Annotated in this window: 9 protein-coding genes; 3 read left to right on the top strand and 6 right to left on the bottom strand. The window is 64.4% G+C overall.

The features are described from left to right. Nucleotides 1-1,482: BamA/TamA family outer membrane protein (locus tag KDH09_08015; GenBank protein ID MCB0219623.1), on the top strand; the 1,482-nt coding region annotated here is incomplete at its 5' end. Between the two features lie 174 nt (nucleotides 1,483-1,656). Then, nucleotides 1,657-3,726 carry a chloride channel protein gene (locus tag KDH09_08010; GenBank protein MCB0219622.1) on the top strand — a complete coding sequence of 690 codons (2,070 nt, stop codon included), beginning with the start codon at nucleotides 1,657-1,659 and terminating at the stop codon, nucleotides 3,724-3,726. Here KDH09_08010 and KDH09_08005 read toward each other — a convergent pair whose 3' ends face one another. From KDH09_08005 to nadD, 5 genes are all read right to left on the bottom strand, one after another. Next, nucleotides 3,727-4,539 carry a DUF547 domain-containing protein gene (locus KDH09_08005; protein MCB0219621.1) on the bottom strand — a complete coding sequence of 271 codons (813 nt, stop codon included), beginning with the start codon at nucleotides 4,537-4,539 and terminating at the stop codon, nucleotides 3,727-3,729. It abuts the gene before it with no gap. A 32-nt stretch (nucleotides 4,540-4,571) separates the two neighbouring features. Then, a complete protein-coding gene (locus tag KDH09_08000; GenBank protein MCB0219620.1) occupies nucleotides 4,572-7,793 on the bottom strand; it encodes an efflux RND transporter permease subunit in 3,222 nt (1,073 codons plus the stop codon). A gap of 9 nt (nucleotides 7,794-7,802) precedes the next feature. Continuing rightward, nucleotides 7,803-8,909 (bottom strand): efflux RND transporter periplasmic adaptor subunit, encoded by a 1,107-nt coding sequence (locus KDH09_07995; protein ID MCB0219619.1) that lies wholly within the window; start codon nucleotides 8,907-8,909, stop codon nucleotides 7,803-7,805. A 169-nt stretch (nucleotides 8,910-9,078) separates the two neighbouring features. Then, nucleotides 9,079-12,255: a DUF4175 family protein gene (locus tag KDH09_07990; protein MCB0219618.1), complete on the bottom strand. Its 3,177-nt coding sequence runs from the start codon at nucleotides 12,253-12,255 to the stop codon at nucleotides 9,079-9,081. 84 nt (nucleotides 12,256-12,339) lie between these two features. Further along, nucleotides 12,340-12,927, bottom strand: a complete 588-nt coding sequence (gene nadD, locus KDH09_07985) for a nicotinate (nicotinamide) nucleotide adenylyltransferase (protein ID MCB0219617.1) — start codon at nucleotides 12,925-12,927, stop codon at nucleotides 12,340-12,342. A 102-nt stretch (nucleotides 12,928-13,029) separates the two neighbouring features. On the opposite strand from nadD, the gene KDH09_07980 reads away from it, so the two are divergent. After that, nucleotides 13,030-14,436 (top strand): sigma-54-dependent Fis family transcriptional regulator, encoded by a 1,407-nt coding sequence (locus tag KDH09_07980; GenBank protein ID MCB0219616.1) that lies wholly within the window; start codon nucleotides 13,030-13,032, stop codon nucleotides 14,434-14,436. 1 nt (nucleotide 14,437) lies between these two features. Here the strand turns inward: KDH09_07980 and KDH09_07975 are convergent. Further along, nucleotides 14,438-15,976: sulfatase-like hydrolase/transferase (locus tag KDH09_07975; protein MCB0219615.1), on the bottom strand; the 1,539-nt coding region annotated here is incomplete at its 5' end.

Here is a 15,976-nt window from a genome sequence, read left to right as displayed (position 1 = left end):
CCCGCGCGCTCGCCCGATGGGAGCACGCTCGTCTTCGCGAGCGACCGCGGCGGCATATACGACCTGTATCTACTGGACCTTGGCAGCGGCGTAACAACGCGGCTGACCCGCGTATTCGGCGCGGCGCTCGAACCAACCTTCACGCCAGAAGGCAACACCGTTGTCTTTGTTTCCTGGGAAGCAAGCGGGCGCGCCATTCGGTCCATCGAGGTGAACGAGCAGCAGGCGCTCGATGATGCGGCCCCCACGCAGCTCCAGAAGAAACCGGCGCAGTTCGAGCCCGAGCCCGCGGCGGCCGTCGAACCCGACGCGCCGAAGCGCTACAGCCCGCTCTCCACACTGGTGCCGCGTTTCTGGATGCCCACCTATGTGCAGGCCAGCAACGACAACCTGATCGGCGCATGGACCGCCGACGAAGATCTGCTGCGCCACTGGTTTTATTCGGCCTCGCTCTACTACGGACTCGACAGCGCCGAGCCCCGCGTGTTCACCACCTTCGGTTACTCGCGTATCAAGGCCCCCGCCCTGCTCGACCCGCTCATCTTCGGCAGCTACTCGCGCAATCTCTCTTCCTTCGGAACGGCGGTGGTGGGCACATCAAAGACGGCGCTCAATCAGGTCGACGTCTTCGAGCTTCGCGAGACCGCGCGCCTGGGACTGGCCTCCGGCTCGCCCTTGAGCATCGGGCTGGTGCCCATCGACCGGGACCTCGATCCTGGATTGAGTTACCGCGTGGGCTTTGAGTTCGAGCGACGCAGCGCACTCGATGACAGCCTTCTGCTGTTGGCCGCCCAGCAGGGTGCCAATCCGGCGCCTTTTACCGGCAGCAACCTCTCGGGCTTCTTCGCGCGGGTGGGACTGGGCCGGACCAAGCAGTCCGAGGAGGCGATCTCTCCCGAACTCGGTCTGCAGGTGGTGCTGGAATCCAACCTCTATCACGAGAGCCTGGGCGGCGATTACACCAGCGCCATCTTCTCCGGTGACGTGCGCGGCTACATTCCCGTGCCGTTTCTCGACCACCACGTCATCGCGCTTCGCGCGGCCGGCGGCACGACCCAGGGGGACCGCCCCCTCACACGGGCTTTCGTTCTCGGCGGCTCGCTGGGTCAGGGGCTCATTACGCTCAGCGGCACCCGGCTGGCCCTGCTGCGCGGTTTCGGGGAATCCGAGTTCTCGGGCGACCACGTCGTCTCCGGCAACGCCGAATACCGCATGCCGCTGCTCAGGGTGCGGCGCGGGGCATGGAACCTGCCGATCTACCTGCAGAGCATTCATCTGGCAGGGTTTGTCGATGCCGGCACGGCCTGGGATGAGGGGATCACTCCAAAGAGCGCCGACGTCGCCGTGGGCGCGGGCGCAGAGCTCGTCTTCGACGTGATCCTCAGCTACTACCTGCCCACACCGGTGCGCGTGGGCGTGGGCCGGGGGCTGCGCGTGAAGAAAGAAACCGAATTCTACGTGCGCCTGGGCCGTTCTTTCTAGGCAATCCCGGTCTTTTCCTTTACAAGCGAGCGGCAGCGCTGTATGTAGGGCCCGCGTAGGGCGGCCGACGCGCGGAACGTGCGCTCCCACCTGTGCCGCGACATCACTGCCGCGACCCCGTGCCGCAACTTTGGATCCGTTGCGCCAGCCTTCGCCGCCCACCTCAGCGGGCTGATGACACAGAATGCGACCCTCAAAAAGTGGATGGGCAATGCCGGAAACATGCCCATCAAGCTGCTGACAGCATCCGTGCTCGTCGGCATCGCCTCGGGTTTCGCCGGTGTCGGATTCCACCATCTCATCATTTTGATTCACGAGCTCGCCCTCGGCGGCGGCGTCGACCCGGTGACGGCGCTCGAATCGGTCCCCTGGTATTACAAGATCGCCCTGCCCGCCCTGGGCGGACTACTGATTTCCCCGATGATCTTCACCTGGGTGAAGGACGCACGCGGCCACGGCGTCACCGAGGTCATGGAGGCCGTCGCCCGCAACCAGGGACGCATCCGCGGCCGCGTGGCGGTGGTCAAGTCGATCACCTCCTCCATCACCATCGGCACCGGCGGTTCGGTCGGCAGCGAAGGTCCGACCGTGCAGATCGGCGCGGCCATCGGTTCGAAGATCGGTCGGGTGTTGGGGCTCAACACCGATTCGGTGACCAGTCTTGTGGGCTGCGGCGTTGCCGGCGCGCTTGCCGCAGTCTTCAACGCGCCCATCGCGGGCGCGTTCTTCGCCCTGGAAATCGTGCTCGGCAACTTCGCGGCGCCCATCTTCGGCCCCATCGTTGTTTCCTCCGTGACGGCAACGGCCATCTCCCGGGCATTCCTGGGCAATTATCCCGCGTTCCAGGTCCCCCACTACAGCCTGGAGAGTGCCTTCGAGATCCCGCTCTACGCGGTGCTCGGGCTCATCGCCGGCGCGGTGGCCGCGGTCTTCGCCCGCTCGCTCTACTGGAGCGAGGAATTCTTCGACAAGCTCAAGGTCCACGACTACCTGCGTCCGGCCATCGGCGGCGCCGTCGTCGGCCTTTGCATCATCATCGCTCCCCAGGTCTACGGCACGGGCTTTGGCACGATGACGACCATCCTCAACGAGGGACTGCCCTTCACGCTGCTTCTCTTCGTGCTGCCCATCAAGGTGCTCGCCTCCACGGTGACGCTGGGCTCGGGCGGTTCGGGCGGGGCGCTCACACCCGCACTCTTTCTGGGAGCCGTGGTCGGGGCCCTCTTCGGGGCGGTGGTACACCCCATTTTCCCCGAGCTCACCGCCGAACCGGGCGCCTACGCGCTGGTGGGCATGGGCGCGGTTCTGGCTGGAACCATCCACGCGCCGATCACCTGTATCATCATGCTCTTTGAGATTTCGAGCGACTACCAGATCGTGTTGCCGCTCATGCTGGCCTGTTCGGTATCCACCCTCTTTGCCGCCATCATCGAGGGTGAGTCCATCTACACCCACGCCCTGCTACGCAAGGGGATCAGCCTCAAGCGCGGGCGTGAGGAAGCCATCATGCAGGCCTACCGCGTGCAGGACGTGATGCGCCCGGGCGGCCGTTCGGTTCCGCCCTCCATGCCGCTGCGCGAGCTGGTGACCATCTTCCTTGCGAGCCGCGACAACGAGCGCTACGTCATCGGAACCGATGGTCGCTACATGGGGATCGTCACGCTCAACGACATCAAGGACATTCTGGGTGAGGAAGAACTCGGCGACCTCATTGTTGCCGGGGATGTAGCCAGCAACGCGGTCCCCGCCGTGGCGCCCGACATCACTCTGAGCGTGTGCATGGACCGCTTTCTGGCAGCCGAATCCGACCGCCTGCCCGTGGCCGATCCCAAGTCCCGGGTTTTCCTCGGCACGATCAGCGAGCACGACGTCATCAGCCTCTACAACCGCGAGATTCTCAAGAAGGACTTCCTGGGCACCGTCCGGTACGAGAACTCCGACGACGATGAGCGCCGCCGCAACTTCATCCAGCTCCCCAGTGGCTACCAGGTCCAGATGATCCAGCTTCCCTCTCACATGGCCGGCAAGAGCCTGCGCGAGCTCAACCTGCGCGCGCGCTTCATGCTCTCGGTCGTGGCCATCAAGCACCCGGGCGAGGAAGAAAAGAACGAGATCCCCAACGCCGAAATGCCGCTGCGCCAGGGCGACCAGCTCGTCGTCGTCGGCAATATCCAGGACATCGAGGCCTTCCGCGATTCCCCGCCGGATGCCGAGCCCGCCGCCGCCGAAGAAACCGCTTCCTGATTACTGCTCGTTGATGTTCCAGTCGTAGGGCAGGAATTCCACCTTCGGAGTGCGCTCTTTGAGATAGCGCGCGTCTTCGGAAGAGACGTAGCGCGCGGCCAGCGCGCGCAGCGCGCCTTCACCATCCCCAAAGTCTTTTCCGAACCAGTCGAAAATCGACGAGAGATAGAGCATGTTCGTGCCGCGATCGAGCCGGTAGTTCTGCGCCTGTGCGAAGAAATGCCGCGCGTTGGCGTCAAGCTGTTTGCCCAGCCCTTCGCCGGTGTAGGCATGGTTCCACAGACGCGGGCAGCCGATGGACGCGCACACGATCGCGAAGTGGATGCGGGGCTCGCCCATCCTGCGCAGGATCCGGTGCTCGATCGCGTCGAGCGAGTGCCGTTTCCCGCCAATCTTGATCTTCGTGTCCTTCCAGAAGTGAAAGCCGAAGACGTAGGAGACATGGTCCTTGATGCTCCGCGTGGGATAGAACTCCAGCATTCCGTGGACCGTGAGCGCGTTGTAGACGTTGATCCAGTAGGCGATCTGCTCGTCCTTGTCCGCCAGCGCGCCCGGATCGACCGCAGCCATGCCCTGCAGGTAGTGACGGAGTTCCCCGCGGCTCTTTGCTTTCCAGGTTTTGTAGTCCACACGCCCGGCGTCATTGACGTAACGCTGAAGCAGCGCATCCCAGGGCCCGTGGTCGACCCGTCCGTTGACAACCGGCGCAGGCGTAGCCGCATCGGGCCGGATGAGGATTTCCGTGGGATCGGCGTGCACTACCTGAACCGGCAACGCGATGACAATCAGGACAAGCGCAACAAAACGGCGCATGGAAGCCTCCTGGCGCCGCAAGTCGGCGACACCTACTCGAGCTTACCCGAATCTGTGGCTGTTTCTTCCCCGGCGTCCGGGGCTTCTGAAGATTCCGAGGGCAGTTCTTCGAACTCGCCAAGCTCGATCGCCGGCGGAACGGTGTTGATGCCAAAGCGCTCGGCCAGCTCTACCAGCAGGCGGTACACCACAGGAATCACCATGAGCGTGAAGATCGTCGAGAAGGTCAATCCGCCCACCACGGCCGCACCGATGGGGCGCCGCGACTCGCCGCCGGCGCCGGTGGCAATCGCCAGCGGCAGCGAACCCAGAATCGAGGTCACCGCCGTCATCAGGATCGGCCGGAAGCGTGTCAGGCCGGCACCGATGATGGCTTCGAGCATATCCTTGCCGTGGGCGCGGGCCTGGTTGGCATAGTCCACCAGCAGAATCGAGTTCTTCGTCACCAGGCCGATCAGCAGCACCATGCCGATCTGGCTGTAGAGATTCATGGAGAACGGCGTTGTATCCATCCCGATGAGCCCGCCGCCGTAATAGAGAATCACCAGCGTCGCGAGCGCGCCGAGCACGGCCATCGGCACGCTGAAGAGAATCGTCATCGGGTGAATGAAGCTCTCGAACTGCGCTGAGAGGATCAGATAGATGAACAGCAGCGCGAAGGCGAAAGTCAGATAAAGCGCCGCCGAAGACTCGCGGAATTCGCGTGATGCGCCGCTCAGCGAGGTGGAGAATCCCTTGGGGAGCACCTCGGCGGCGATCTTGTCCATCTCGTCGAGCACGTAGCCCAGCGTCGCGCCCGGCGCCAGGTTGGCCGTCACCGTGGCCGAGCGCTGCAGGTCGTAGTGATGCAGCTCCGCCGGCGCCACGGTCGGAACGACGCGGACGACAGCCGAGAGCGGCACCATCCGGCCATTGGCCGCGCGCAGGTGGATGCGATCGATGTGGTCGGGCGCACTGCGGAAACGCGGCGCCAGCGCGGGGATCACGTCGTACTGCTTGTTACGCAGGATGAAGTCGTTGGTGCGCCCCTCTGAGAGTGCGATCTGCATGGCCTCGAGCACGTCGCGCACGCTGAGCCCGAGATCGGCAGCCGCATCGCGATCGAAACGTACTTCGAGCTGCGGGTTGTCCACTTCGAGATCGGTATCGAGATTGACCAGCGCCGGGCCATTGCCGCCCGGGTGAGGGATCTCCCGTGCGCGCGCCGAGACCTCCTCGACCACATCCACAAATTCCGGCAGCGTGGCCAGCGAACTCTTGAGAATGAAATCGAGATCGGACTGGCGGCTCTGCCCCAGCGAGGGCAGGTTGATCGGAAATGCCAGCGCACCGGGCATGCTCAGAAAACTGGGGAATAGCGAGGCCACGATGTCCTGCTGCTTGACCGAGCGCTCACGCCAGGGCACCAGCCGCGTGTACATGAAGCCCTCGGAAGTCTTTGGCGCGCCGCCGATGGCCAGGCCGATGGCGGCGAAGTAGCCCTCCACCTCCGGAATCTTGGCGACCTCCGCCTGCAGTTTCTCCACGGTGACATTCGTATAGGCCAGGGTCGAACCGCGCGGGGCCTTCGCAATGGTCAGGAACGAGCCGCGGTCTTCGGTCGGCACGAGCGTCTTGGGCAGAACCATAAAGAGCCCCACGCTGGCCAGCACGTTGACCAACAGGAAGATGTAGATCGCCCGCGTATGCCCCACCGACCAGCGCAGCGCGCGCTCGTAGTGCCCCTGCGCCCAGTCGAGCAGGCGCTCGATGGCCAGATAGATTTTGCCGTGGGATTTCGAGTGTTTGAGAAATCTCGCGCACATCATGGGAACGAGCGTCAGCGCGACGAAGGTCGAGATCGCCACCGAAATTGCCACGGTGAGCGAGAACTCCCGAAAGAGGCGCCCGGTATTTCCAGGAAGGATCGAGAGCGGCAGCAGCACCGCGATGAGCGCCACCGTCGTCGCCAGCACCGGGAAACCCACTTCCTTGGCACCGCGAATGGCGGCCGGAAGCGGTTTCTCGCCCAGTTCCTGATGGCGGTAGATATTTTCGAGCACAACGATGGCGTCGTCCACCAGAAGCCCGATGGCCAGCACCAGCCCAAGCAGCGTAAGCACGTTGAGTGAGAAGCCGGCGGCCTGCATCACCGTGAAGGTCCCAATGACCGCAACCGGAATCGTGATGGAGGGAATGATCGTCGCCGCAATCGAGCGCAGGAAGAACCAGTTGACCAGCACCACCAGGATGCCGGCAATGGCCAGCGTGATCCACACCTCGCGCAACGACTCGCGCACGAAGAGCGAACCATCCACGGCAACGTCGATCTGCACCCCCGGCGGCAGGTCCTTGCGAATGGTGGGAAGCGAAGCGCGCACGACGTCGCTGACCGCCAGCTCATTCGCAACGGAGGTCTTCACCACGCCGATGCCCACCACGGGGCGGCCCTTGTAGCGGGTGATCGTGTTGTAGTTGTCGGCGCCCAGTTCGACCTCGGCAATGTCGCGGATGCGAATTACCTGATCGGCGTCGCGACGGATGACAAGATCCTGGAAGACGTGGGGATCGGCGATCTGCGCGTCTGCCAGCACCGTGAACTTGCGGGCCGCGCCCTCGATTACCCCGGCGGGGAGCTGGAGGTTGTTGGCCAGGATCGTGTTGCGCACATCGCGCGGATCCACGCCGCGAGCGGCCATCTTGTCGGGATCGAGCCAGATGCGCATGGCATACTTGCGCTGGCCGCCGATGATGATGTTCGCAATGCCCGGAAGCACCTGCAGCGGCGTCTTCACGATGCGGTCGGCAATGTCGGTGAGCTCGGGCGGGCTGTAGCCGTCACCGCGCACCGCGAGCCACATGAGCGCGCGCGAGCCCGAAGAGGCCTTGCGGATGACCGGACGCTCGGCATCTTCGGGCAGCTTGCCCAGCGCCGCCTGCACGGCGTTGTTCACGTCCGTGGCAGCCTCGTCGATGTCGCGGTTGGGATTGAACTCCACGCTGACACGGCCGTTGCCGTAGGCGGCGGTCGAGTCGATGTTGCGGATGTCGTCGATGCCGTTGAGAGCCTGCTCGAGCGGCTCGATAATCGTGGACTCGATGGTCTCGGCCGTAGCGCCCACGTAGTCGACACTCACGGAGACAACCGGGTTGTCCACGTCGGGATACTCGCGCACCGGCAGCAGACCGAACGAGCGCAGGCCCACCAGCACGATGAGCAAGCTCATCACGGTGGCAAAGACCGGGCGTTTGATCGAAACGTCAGAGAGAACCATGGTGACCCGTTAGAGACTGCAGGCGTCTTCTGCGCCGGAAATGCCCAGATCGAACTTGTCGTTGACGACGTCCTCGCGGGGCTGGGGCGCGGCCTTCGCGCCCGGACGGAGCTTCTGGTGGCCGGCGGTCACAACGACGTCGCCTGCGGAGAGGCCCTCGATCACCTGCACGAACTTCGGACCGATGTAGCCGAGACGCACTTCGTGGCTGACCGGCGTGCCGTCCTCGCTCACGGTGAAGACCGAGCGCGAGCGGCCCTGCTGAATCACCGCCTCGGCGGGAATGAGCAGCGCATCATTTACCTGCTCGATCTCCAGGCGCACCGAAATGCTCATGCCCGGGCGGAGCTTCCCGGCCTCATTGCTGACGCTGGCCTGCAGGTTGATCACGCGATTGACCGGATCGACGAAGGGCTCGACCACGCTCACCGTGCCCTCGAAAGTCTCGCCGCAGCCCGAGGTCGTTCCGTGCACCTTCTGGCCAACTGCCACTTCCGTGGCGAACTTCTCCGGCACGCTGAAGATCAGATCGAGCGGGTCGAGCTGCGTGAGCTTCACAATGGGGGTGCCCAGGTTGATGTAGGCGCCGGGGCTTACCTGCCGCAGACCTACGATCCCGGTAAAGGGCGCGCGGATTTCGGTCTTGTTCTGGAGGGTTTTGGCCGCTTCGAGCTCGCCCTCGGCGGCGCGCAGCTCGGCCAGCGCGTCGTCGAGATCCTGCTGGGCAATCACCCGCTCGCTGCGCAGCGAGCGAAGGCGCGCCAGGCGGTCTTTGGCATTGTCGTAGCGGGCACGGGCCACCGAAACCTTGGCCTTCGTCTCACTGTCCTCGATGCGCGCAAGCAGGTGGCCCTTATCCACGCGCTGCCCTTCGGGAATGTCGAGCTGGTCGATACGCCCGGGAATCTCTGCGGATACGAGCGTGCTCTGGGGGCTGGCCAGCGAGCCCACCGCCGTGATGATCCGCGGGAAAACCCGCGGCTGGAGTTCGATGGTTTCAACTGCAACAGGGGGCATCTCTCCAAAGCCGCCACCGCCCTGCCCGCCGCCGCATGCGCCAAGCGCGAGCAGGCACAGCGCCGCCGCCGCGGGGAGCATCCCGCGCAGGTTGGCCAATTCACGAAGCTTTGATCGATGATGTCTGGTCACGGAACGCTCACAAGAAGGGGTACGGCAACCCCGGAATGGCGCGGACTATAGCCGAGCCCCGGAGCCCAGCCCACCCCATGGATGGTCTTTATGATGACCGATAGTCAGTAACCGGTTCGCAGCGCTGACGCCGGAATCAGCGGATCAGCTTGCGGTAATATTCGTCATTGAGCGGCTTGTACTCGTCCGGGGCCGCTTCCTTCATGCTCTTGATGATGTCCTCGCGGAACTCGGCGGGAACGCGCTCATCGCCCTCGGGCACTTCCACCTCTTCGCGGGGATTGGACTGCATCCCGTTGACGCCGGTACGCCCCATGGGCTGCATGCCAAACGGCATCGGTGAGGGCATCCCGCTTCCCGCTTGCTGCATTCGTTGGCGCATCTGTCCAAGTTGCTCAGCCGCCTGCTGGAGCTGCGACTGCGCGCGCGCCTCACCGGGAATGGCGCCGGCGGGCTCGCCCTGCCCCAGGCGCTCGCCGGCCTGCTGCATCGAGCGGGCCGCTTGCTGGAGCGTCGAACCCGGCTGGGAACTGACCATCGGCGATTCTTCCGAGAGCTGCTCCATCTTCTCGCCCAGTTCCTCGGCGCGCTGCTGGAGCTGCTCCTGCTCGGCCTGGAGCTGCTTGAGTTGCTGCTGCGCCTGTTCGGAGAGTTTGGGCTGCTGCTCCTGCTGGGCCTTCATGAACTTCGCCATGGCCTTTTCCAGCTCGCTGCGCGCCTGGGTGAGCGCATCGTCCGAACGGGGTTCTTCCTTCGTGAGTTTCTCGGGAGCGCCCTTGTCGGCCTGCTCCATGCTGCGCTCGACGTTCTCCAGGCGCTGCAGCGCGCGCTGGATATCGGCGACGACGGATTCAAACTCCGTGCGGTCGAGACTGAGCTGGGCCTGATCGATCTGGCGCTCGAGCCCCTCCAGGGTCGTCGGCAGGCGGTAGCGATCGAGCGTCTGGGACGCCTTCTGGACTGCCATCTTCTCCTGCGGCGTCGCGCCCGCCGGCGGATTGGCGACCGCTTCGCGGCGAAAACGCTGGCGCTCTTCTTCGATCTTGCGCGCGCTCCCGCTGGCACTGGCGGCATTTTCAAGGTGCTCGCGCACTTCGCCCACCAGCTCCTTCATTTTCTCGCGGTCGGCCTCGCTCTGGGCCTCTTCCTGAATCTTCTGTGTTTTTTCGAGGATGCGCTGCTGTTCCTCAGCCAGCTTGGCGGCCTCAGATTCGGCCTCCATCACTCCCTGCATCCCCTTCATAAAGGCCGAGTTGTTGAACTCTCCGAAGTTCTCGCGCATCCCCGACATCATCTGATCGACCTGGGAGAGGAAGGACTCGAAGTCTTCGAGCGCTGCGTCGAGATCTCCGCTCTCGAGCGCACGGTCCATCTTCTCGGAAAGATCGGCCATGTTCTCTTCGCTCGTCTGGTCGCGCAGCTCGGGATTGATGAACTCGTCGGGCATCTCCCGGTAGAGCTGGGACATCTTCGAGAGCGCCTTGGCGATCTGCTCGCGCAGTTTCTTCATTTCCTTGAGGATCTTCTCGCGCAGCTCGGGGTCCTGGGTCTGCTTGTACTGCTCCAGCAGCTCGGCAAGTCGCTCCTTGGCATCGAGGATGTCTTCCTCGCTGCGAAGGGCGTCGTCCATGCGCTGCTTGTAGATGAGCTGGTCGAGGAAATAGATATCGTGTTCAAGCGGCTCTTCGTGGCTCTTCACCAAATCCGAGAGCGGCGCCGCCACGGCCGAAACCGGGCCGGTAAAGGGCTCGGCGTCAAGGCCCTGCTTGCCCGCCCACCCCAGCAGGTTGCCACGCAACGTACCAAGCTCGCGGTACATCTTCTCGATGGCGATGTAGACGTTGTAGTCGGCGTATTCGTCCTCACGCATGCGGGCCATCAGCTCGGGGAAGGCCTCGATCACGCGAGTGGCCGAGCCGCTGAGCTCGCCGTAGGACTTGCCCAGCTTCTCGCCCGTGGTCTTCGCACTCACGGGAAAGGGTTCGAGCGCATCGGCCAGCCAGACCACCATGCCCTGCATCAGGCGTTCCTGGTCGGCAAGCAGCGCCTGGTGGATCTTGTCGGCCGAGCGCAGCGCCAGAATGATCCGGCCCGAACGGCTGATCTTCGGCCCCTTCACCGTGTCGTTGTCGGCGGCTTCTATATAGAGGGTGATCTCCCCGTCTTCTTCGGAGAGGTCGAGCGTCGCCAGATCGAGGGTGTAGTCGCCCTCCTTGCCCGTCTCGGTGGCGCCGGGCTCAAAGAGCCGGCGGCGCGTCTCCCCGCTGGGCATCTCGGCTACCAGATCGATGTAGGAAAGGCCGAAGTCATCGGTGGCGTTGTAGACCACGTCCACCCGGTCCTCGGGGCGCACCTCGAGCTCGCTGGCCGGTTCGACAAGCGTCACCTGCGGGTAGACGTCCTCGACGATCTGGATGGCGTAGGCGCGTGTGGGATCTTCATCCAGGGAAAAGCGGTAGCTGCCGGGCTCATCGGCGGTAAAGCGCGCGGCCACTACGCGGTTGCCGGTCACTTCGGCCTGCAGCGAAAGGGTCGGGGTCTCCATCTGGAGGGCGTTCTCGCCGGTAAAGAGCTCGAAGGAGGCTTCGTCGATGGATTCGAGCGCGCGCGCCGAGATCTTCACCGTGGAGCCGGGCATTGCCGAGACCGTGCCATCGCCGCCCACGATGCGCTGGGGAGCAAGGCCCGTGTAGGCCGGGTACTGCACTTCGACGGAGATGTCGGCCAGCAGGTCGCGCCCGCTTCCGCTGCCGCCTGAGCGGATGGCTTCGAGAAGGAGGGCAAGCTGCGCGCCCGGGCGCACCAGAGCCGAGAGCGCGGCGGAGAATCGCTCGGGAGAGATCACGGCACTGATCGCCACCACGGCGCAGATGATTCCGGTCGCCGCGGCAATGCGGCCCGTCTGCTTCCAGCCCACGGCCCGGCGCGGTTCCACGCCGCCCATCAGATTGCGGGCGCGCTCGACCTCCCAGGCCTTGAAGGCGGCATCGAGGTCCTCGGCCCCGCCGGGCCCCGAGGGGGCGAAACTCACGGCGTTGACCAGGCTGGTATCGAGCTGCGGGAAGCGGCGCTCGATGCGCTTGGCCACTTCGACATCGGGCTCGGCCGAGCGAGAGAGGCTTACGCCGCCCCAAATGGTGAGCCCCAGCAGCGCCGCCCAAACCGGCAGCGACAGCCACAGCACACCGCTCCAGCCGATCGCCAGCAATCCCAGCGCGCAGCTAGCGCTGAGCAGGAGGGCCAGATCGCTCAGGTTCTGGAGCAGAACGAGCTGCCGAACGCGCCTCAGAGGTTTTTCAAGCCAGTCCATCATGATGTCGGCGGCACTATAGCCGCTCGCCAGCGCAATGCCCGCCCCGGTGGCCCGATTTTCGGGGGCTGCATGGCCGGCGGAATTCTATTGATAGTAGTGCTTCTGCTCGATCAATTCGGCGACCGAACCGGCCACAAGGCCGCGCCAGGACTCCCCGGCGCTGATCCGACCACGAACCAGTGTCGAGCTGATCGGCGGCAGCGGAAGCCCCGCGAGCTGGTGCATGTGGGCGGGGATTTCCCCTCCCTCGCCGGTGCGCCCGACGACCCAGATGTCGGCCAGCTCGGGAAGGCGCTCGGCGTCTTTCCATTGATGAATGCCCATGGCGTTGTCCGAACCGATGAGCCAGGCAAAAGCCCGCCCGGGATGTTGTCCGCGCAATGCTTCGAGGGTGCGCACGGTGTAGTTGGGCTCGGCAAGCTCGGACTCGATCCTTGAGACGGATAAACGTCCCGCGAAGGGCGCGATCATCGCCTCGCAGAGTTCGACGCGCTGCTCGAAGCCCAGCAGGTCCTTCTCATAGGGATGTGCCGCACAGGGGATGAGCCACACCTCCGCGCAGGCAGGATCGGAAAGCGCCGCGCCGGCCGCAAGCAGGTGTGCCAGATGCGGCGGGTTGAAGGCGCCGCCCAGCAAAACCGTTACCTTGTCGCTGTTTCCGTGCTCGCTCATCACGGCTACACTTAGCATGTATCGAATGAAGATTCCCGAGGCGGTCGCGCATCCACGTCCTTCCCCCATGGCGCCCGCCGCTGCAGTTCAAGGCCCAGAACCGTGCCGCTGAAAAAGACCATCCTCGCCATCGATGACCAGCGCTCCGAGCTCGCCCAGCTCGAGATGCTCTTCGGCGAGGATTATCGCGTCGTCACGGCCGAGACCGGCAACGATGCCCTGCGGCTGTTCCGCGACGAGGCCATCGACCTGGTGCTGCTCGACATCGTGCTGGGCGATACCGACGGTATTTCCGTTCTGCGCGTGCTGCGAAAGGTCGACGCCCAGGTGCCCATCGTGATGATGAGCTCGATCACGAAGATCAACACCGTCGTTGAGTGCATGAAGCTCGGTGCCATCGATTACGTTTCGAAACCAATCAATCCCGACGAGCTCACCCACGCGGTCCGGCGCGCGCTCAACGAAGGTGCCAAAGAGAAGAAGATCACCTCGCTCATCGAGCAGCTCCACGCCGAGCAACGCTACGAGGACTTCATCGGCAATTCCCCCAAAATGCGCGCAGTCTTCGATCAGATCGAGCGCCTCAAGGGCAACCAGACCAGCGTGCTGATCACCGGCGAGAGCGGCACGGGTAAGGAAGTCGTCGCCAAGACGATCCACAAATACACGCAGAGCGAGGACGCCCCCTACCTGGCCATCAACTGCGGCGCCATTTCGAGCGAACTCTTCGAGAGCGAGCTCTTCGGCCATGAGGCGGGCGCCTTTACCGGCGCCATCGCCCGCAAGATCGGCAAGGTGGAGCTCGCCCAGGACGGGACGCTCTTCCTCGATGAGATCGGCACAATGCCGCTGTCGATGCAGGTCAAACTGCTGCGCGTCCTCGAAGAGCGCGAGATCACTCGCGTGGGCGGCAACAAGCACATCCCGGTTTCCTTCCGGCTCGTCTCGGCGACCAATTCCGACCTGGAGAAGGAGATCGCCGCCGGCACTTTTCGCGAGGATCTCTTCTACCGCATCAATGTCATCCAGATTCACCTGCCGCCCCTTCGCGAGCGCGCCGAGGACATCCCGGCACTGGCGAGCTATTTTCTCGCAAAGCATGCGCCAAGAAACAGCCCCGCGCGCCAGTTCTCGGAATCGGCCATGAAACGCCTGCAGTCCTACGAGTGGAAGGGCAATGTGCGAGAGCTGCAGAATGTGATCGAGCGTGCGGTGATTCTCTCTTCGGGCCCGGTCATTCAGGCAGATGAAATTCCGCTCGGGGCGGTGACAACCCTTGGCGTCCCTCCCGGCCCGCCGCCGGTCGCGCCGGCTGCAGAAGCGCCATCCCACCCCTCGCTGGGCGAGGACTTCATCCTGCACAGCTACCTGGAATCACTCGAAAAGCAGTACATCGATGAAGCGCTGGCCAGCACCGGCGGACACAAGGAAAAGGCCGCCAGGCTGCTGGGCATTCACCGCAACACGCTCACACGCAGGCTTGCGCACTTCAACAAACAGAAGAAATAGCTCAGGCAGGAAACACCGATACGGGCTTGCGCCGCGGCTCATTCCACGCGGGAATGCGCGCCTCGAACTCGGCCATGAGCTCGGCGCGAACGCGCGGATTCTCCCCCCAGAGGTTGCGGAACTCGCCGGGATCGCTTCGCCGGTCGTAGAGCTCGCCCAGGGGCTGGCCGCGATGGATGTTGAGCTTCCACTCGCGCGTGACGATCGTCTGCACGTGAGTGTTGAACCAGATCTGATGGTCGTTCTCGCAAAGCACGGCATCGCGGTCACCGCGCCCTTTGAGAATCGGCAGCAGGCTCTCTCCCTCCACCCGCGAACCGGCAGCGACGCCCGTGAGTTCTTCGAGCGTCGGCGCCAGATCGATCGTCCCCACTGGCGCGTCGATACGCTTTGCGACCGGAATCTTCGGCCCCTTGAGGATGAGCGGCGTCTTCACCACGCCGTCATAGTGGAAGGGCCCCTTCAGAAGCATGGAGTGATCGCCCAGCAGCTCGCCGTGGTCGGTGGTGAAGACGACCAGCGTGTCGTCCTCCAGTCCCAGCGTCGCGAGCTCGCCCAGGATCCGGCCGATGTTGTGGTCGAGCTGCGCGACCATGCCGTAGTAGGCGGCCATGACCTCGGCCAGGGCGCGGTCGCTGATCTTTGCGCCCGGAGGGTTCAATACACCCGCAAACCGGCTCACCCCTTCCGAGAACGTGCGCTGGATCCCGGGTTTGCCCCGAAGCTCTTCGGGATTGCGTGGCGGCAGCGCCATGTCGGCCGGGTCATAGCGATAACACCACGGCGCCGGCGGATCGAAGGGGTGGTGCGGGTCGGCAAAGGAGCACCACATGAAGAAGGGCTTGTCCTTGCTGCGACGAAGTTCGTCGATGGTGCGGTCGGCAATCCAGGTCGTGGGATGGAGCTCTTCGGGGAGCGCACAGTTCCAGGTCTGGGGGCCAGATCGTTTGGGCGGAAGGCTCGACCAGGGGCCCGCCTTGGCGAAGCGCTGCAGCGCCTTGAGTCGCCCGTCCTTTGCCAGCCACTTGCCGTAGTGCAGCCCCAGCGGCCAAGGCCCAAAGCCCGCCGGGAAGTGACCCAGCTCCATCAGATCCACGTGCTCGAAACCCATGTAGGGTCCCTGCCACCCCTCGGGCATCTTCAGCGCGTTGGGCGCGGCTTCCATATAAGGAGAACGCCCCGGCAAGAGCACGCCGTTGGTAGCGAAATGCGCCTTGCCGATAAATGAAGTGTGGATTCCCTCCCGGGCGGCGCGGGTGCTGAACGCGTCGGCCACCTGCTGCTCGGTCGGGTCGATGCCGTTGGTCCAGACGCCGTGGGTGCGCGGGTGCTGACCGGTGAGGATGCTCCAGCGCGCGGGCTGGCAATAGGGATGCTGCGTGAAGGCCCCGTCGAAGACACTCCCCTGCCCTGCGAGCCGATCGAGGTTGGGCGTGGCGCCGAGCGTCGAGCCGTAGGCCCCGAGCGTGTCGGCACGTTGCTGGTCGGTGGTGATGAGCAGGACGTTCATGGCGCATGCCTTTCGTCCCGGCATGATATG

The sequence above is a fragment of the Chrysiogenia bacterium genome (assembly GCA_020434085.1).
Classification (GTDB): Bacteria; JAGRBM01; JAGRBM01; order JAGRBM01; family JAGRBM01; genus JAGRBM01.
This window is presented reverse-complemented; position numbering and strand designations above follow the sequence as displayed.

Coding starts and splice junctions, on each gene's coding strand:
- KDH09_07990 (MCB0219618.1), bottom strand. CDS start 12,255: ATGATGGACTGGCTTGAAAAACCTCTGAGGCGCGTTCGGCAGCTCGTT.
- KDH09_08010 (MCB0219622.1), top strand. CDS start 1,657: ATGACACAGAATGCGACCCTCAAAAAGTGGATGGGCAATGCCGGAAAC.
- KDH09_08005 (MCB0219621.1), bottom strand. CDS start 4,539: ATGCGCCGTTTTGTTGCGCTTGTCCTGATTGTCATCGCGTTGCCGGTT.
- KDH09_08000 (MCB0219620.1), bottom strand. CDS start 7,793: ATGGTTCTCTCTGACGTTTCGATCAAACGCCCGGTCTTTGCCACCGTG.
- nadD (MCB0219617.1), bottom strand. CDS start 12,927: ATGAGCGAGCACGGAAACAGCGACAAGGTAACGGTTTTGCTGGGCGGC.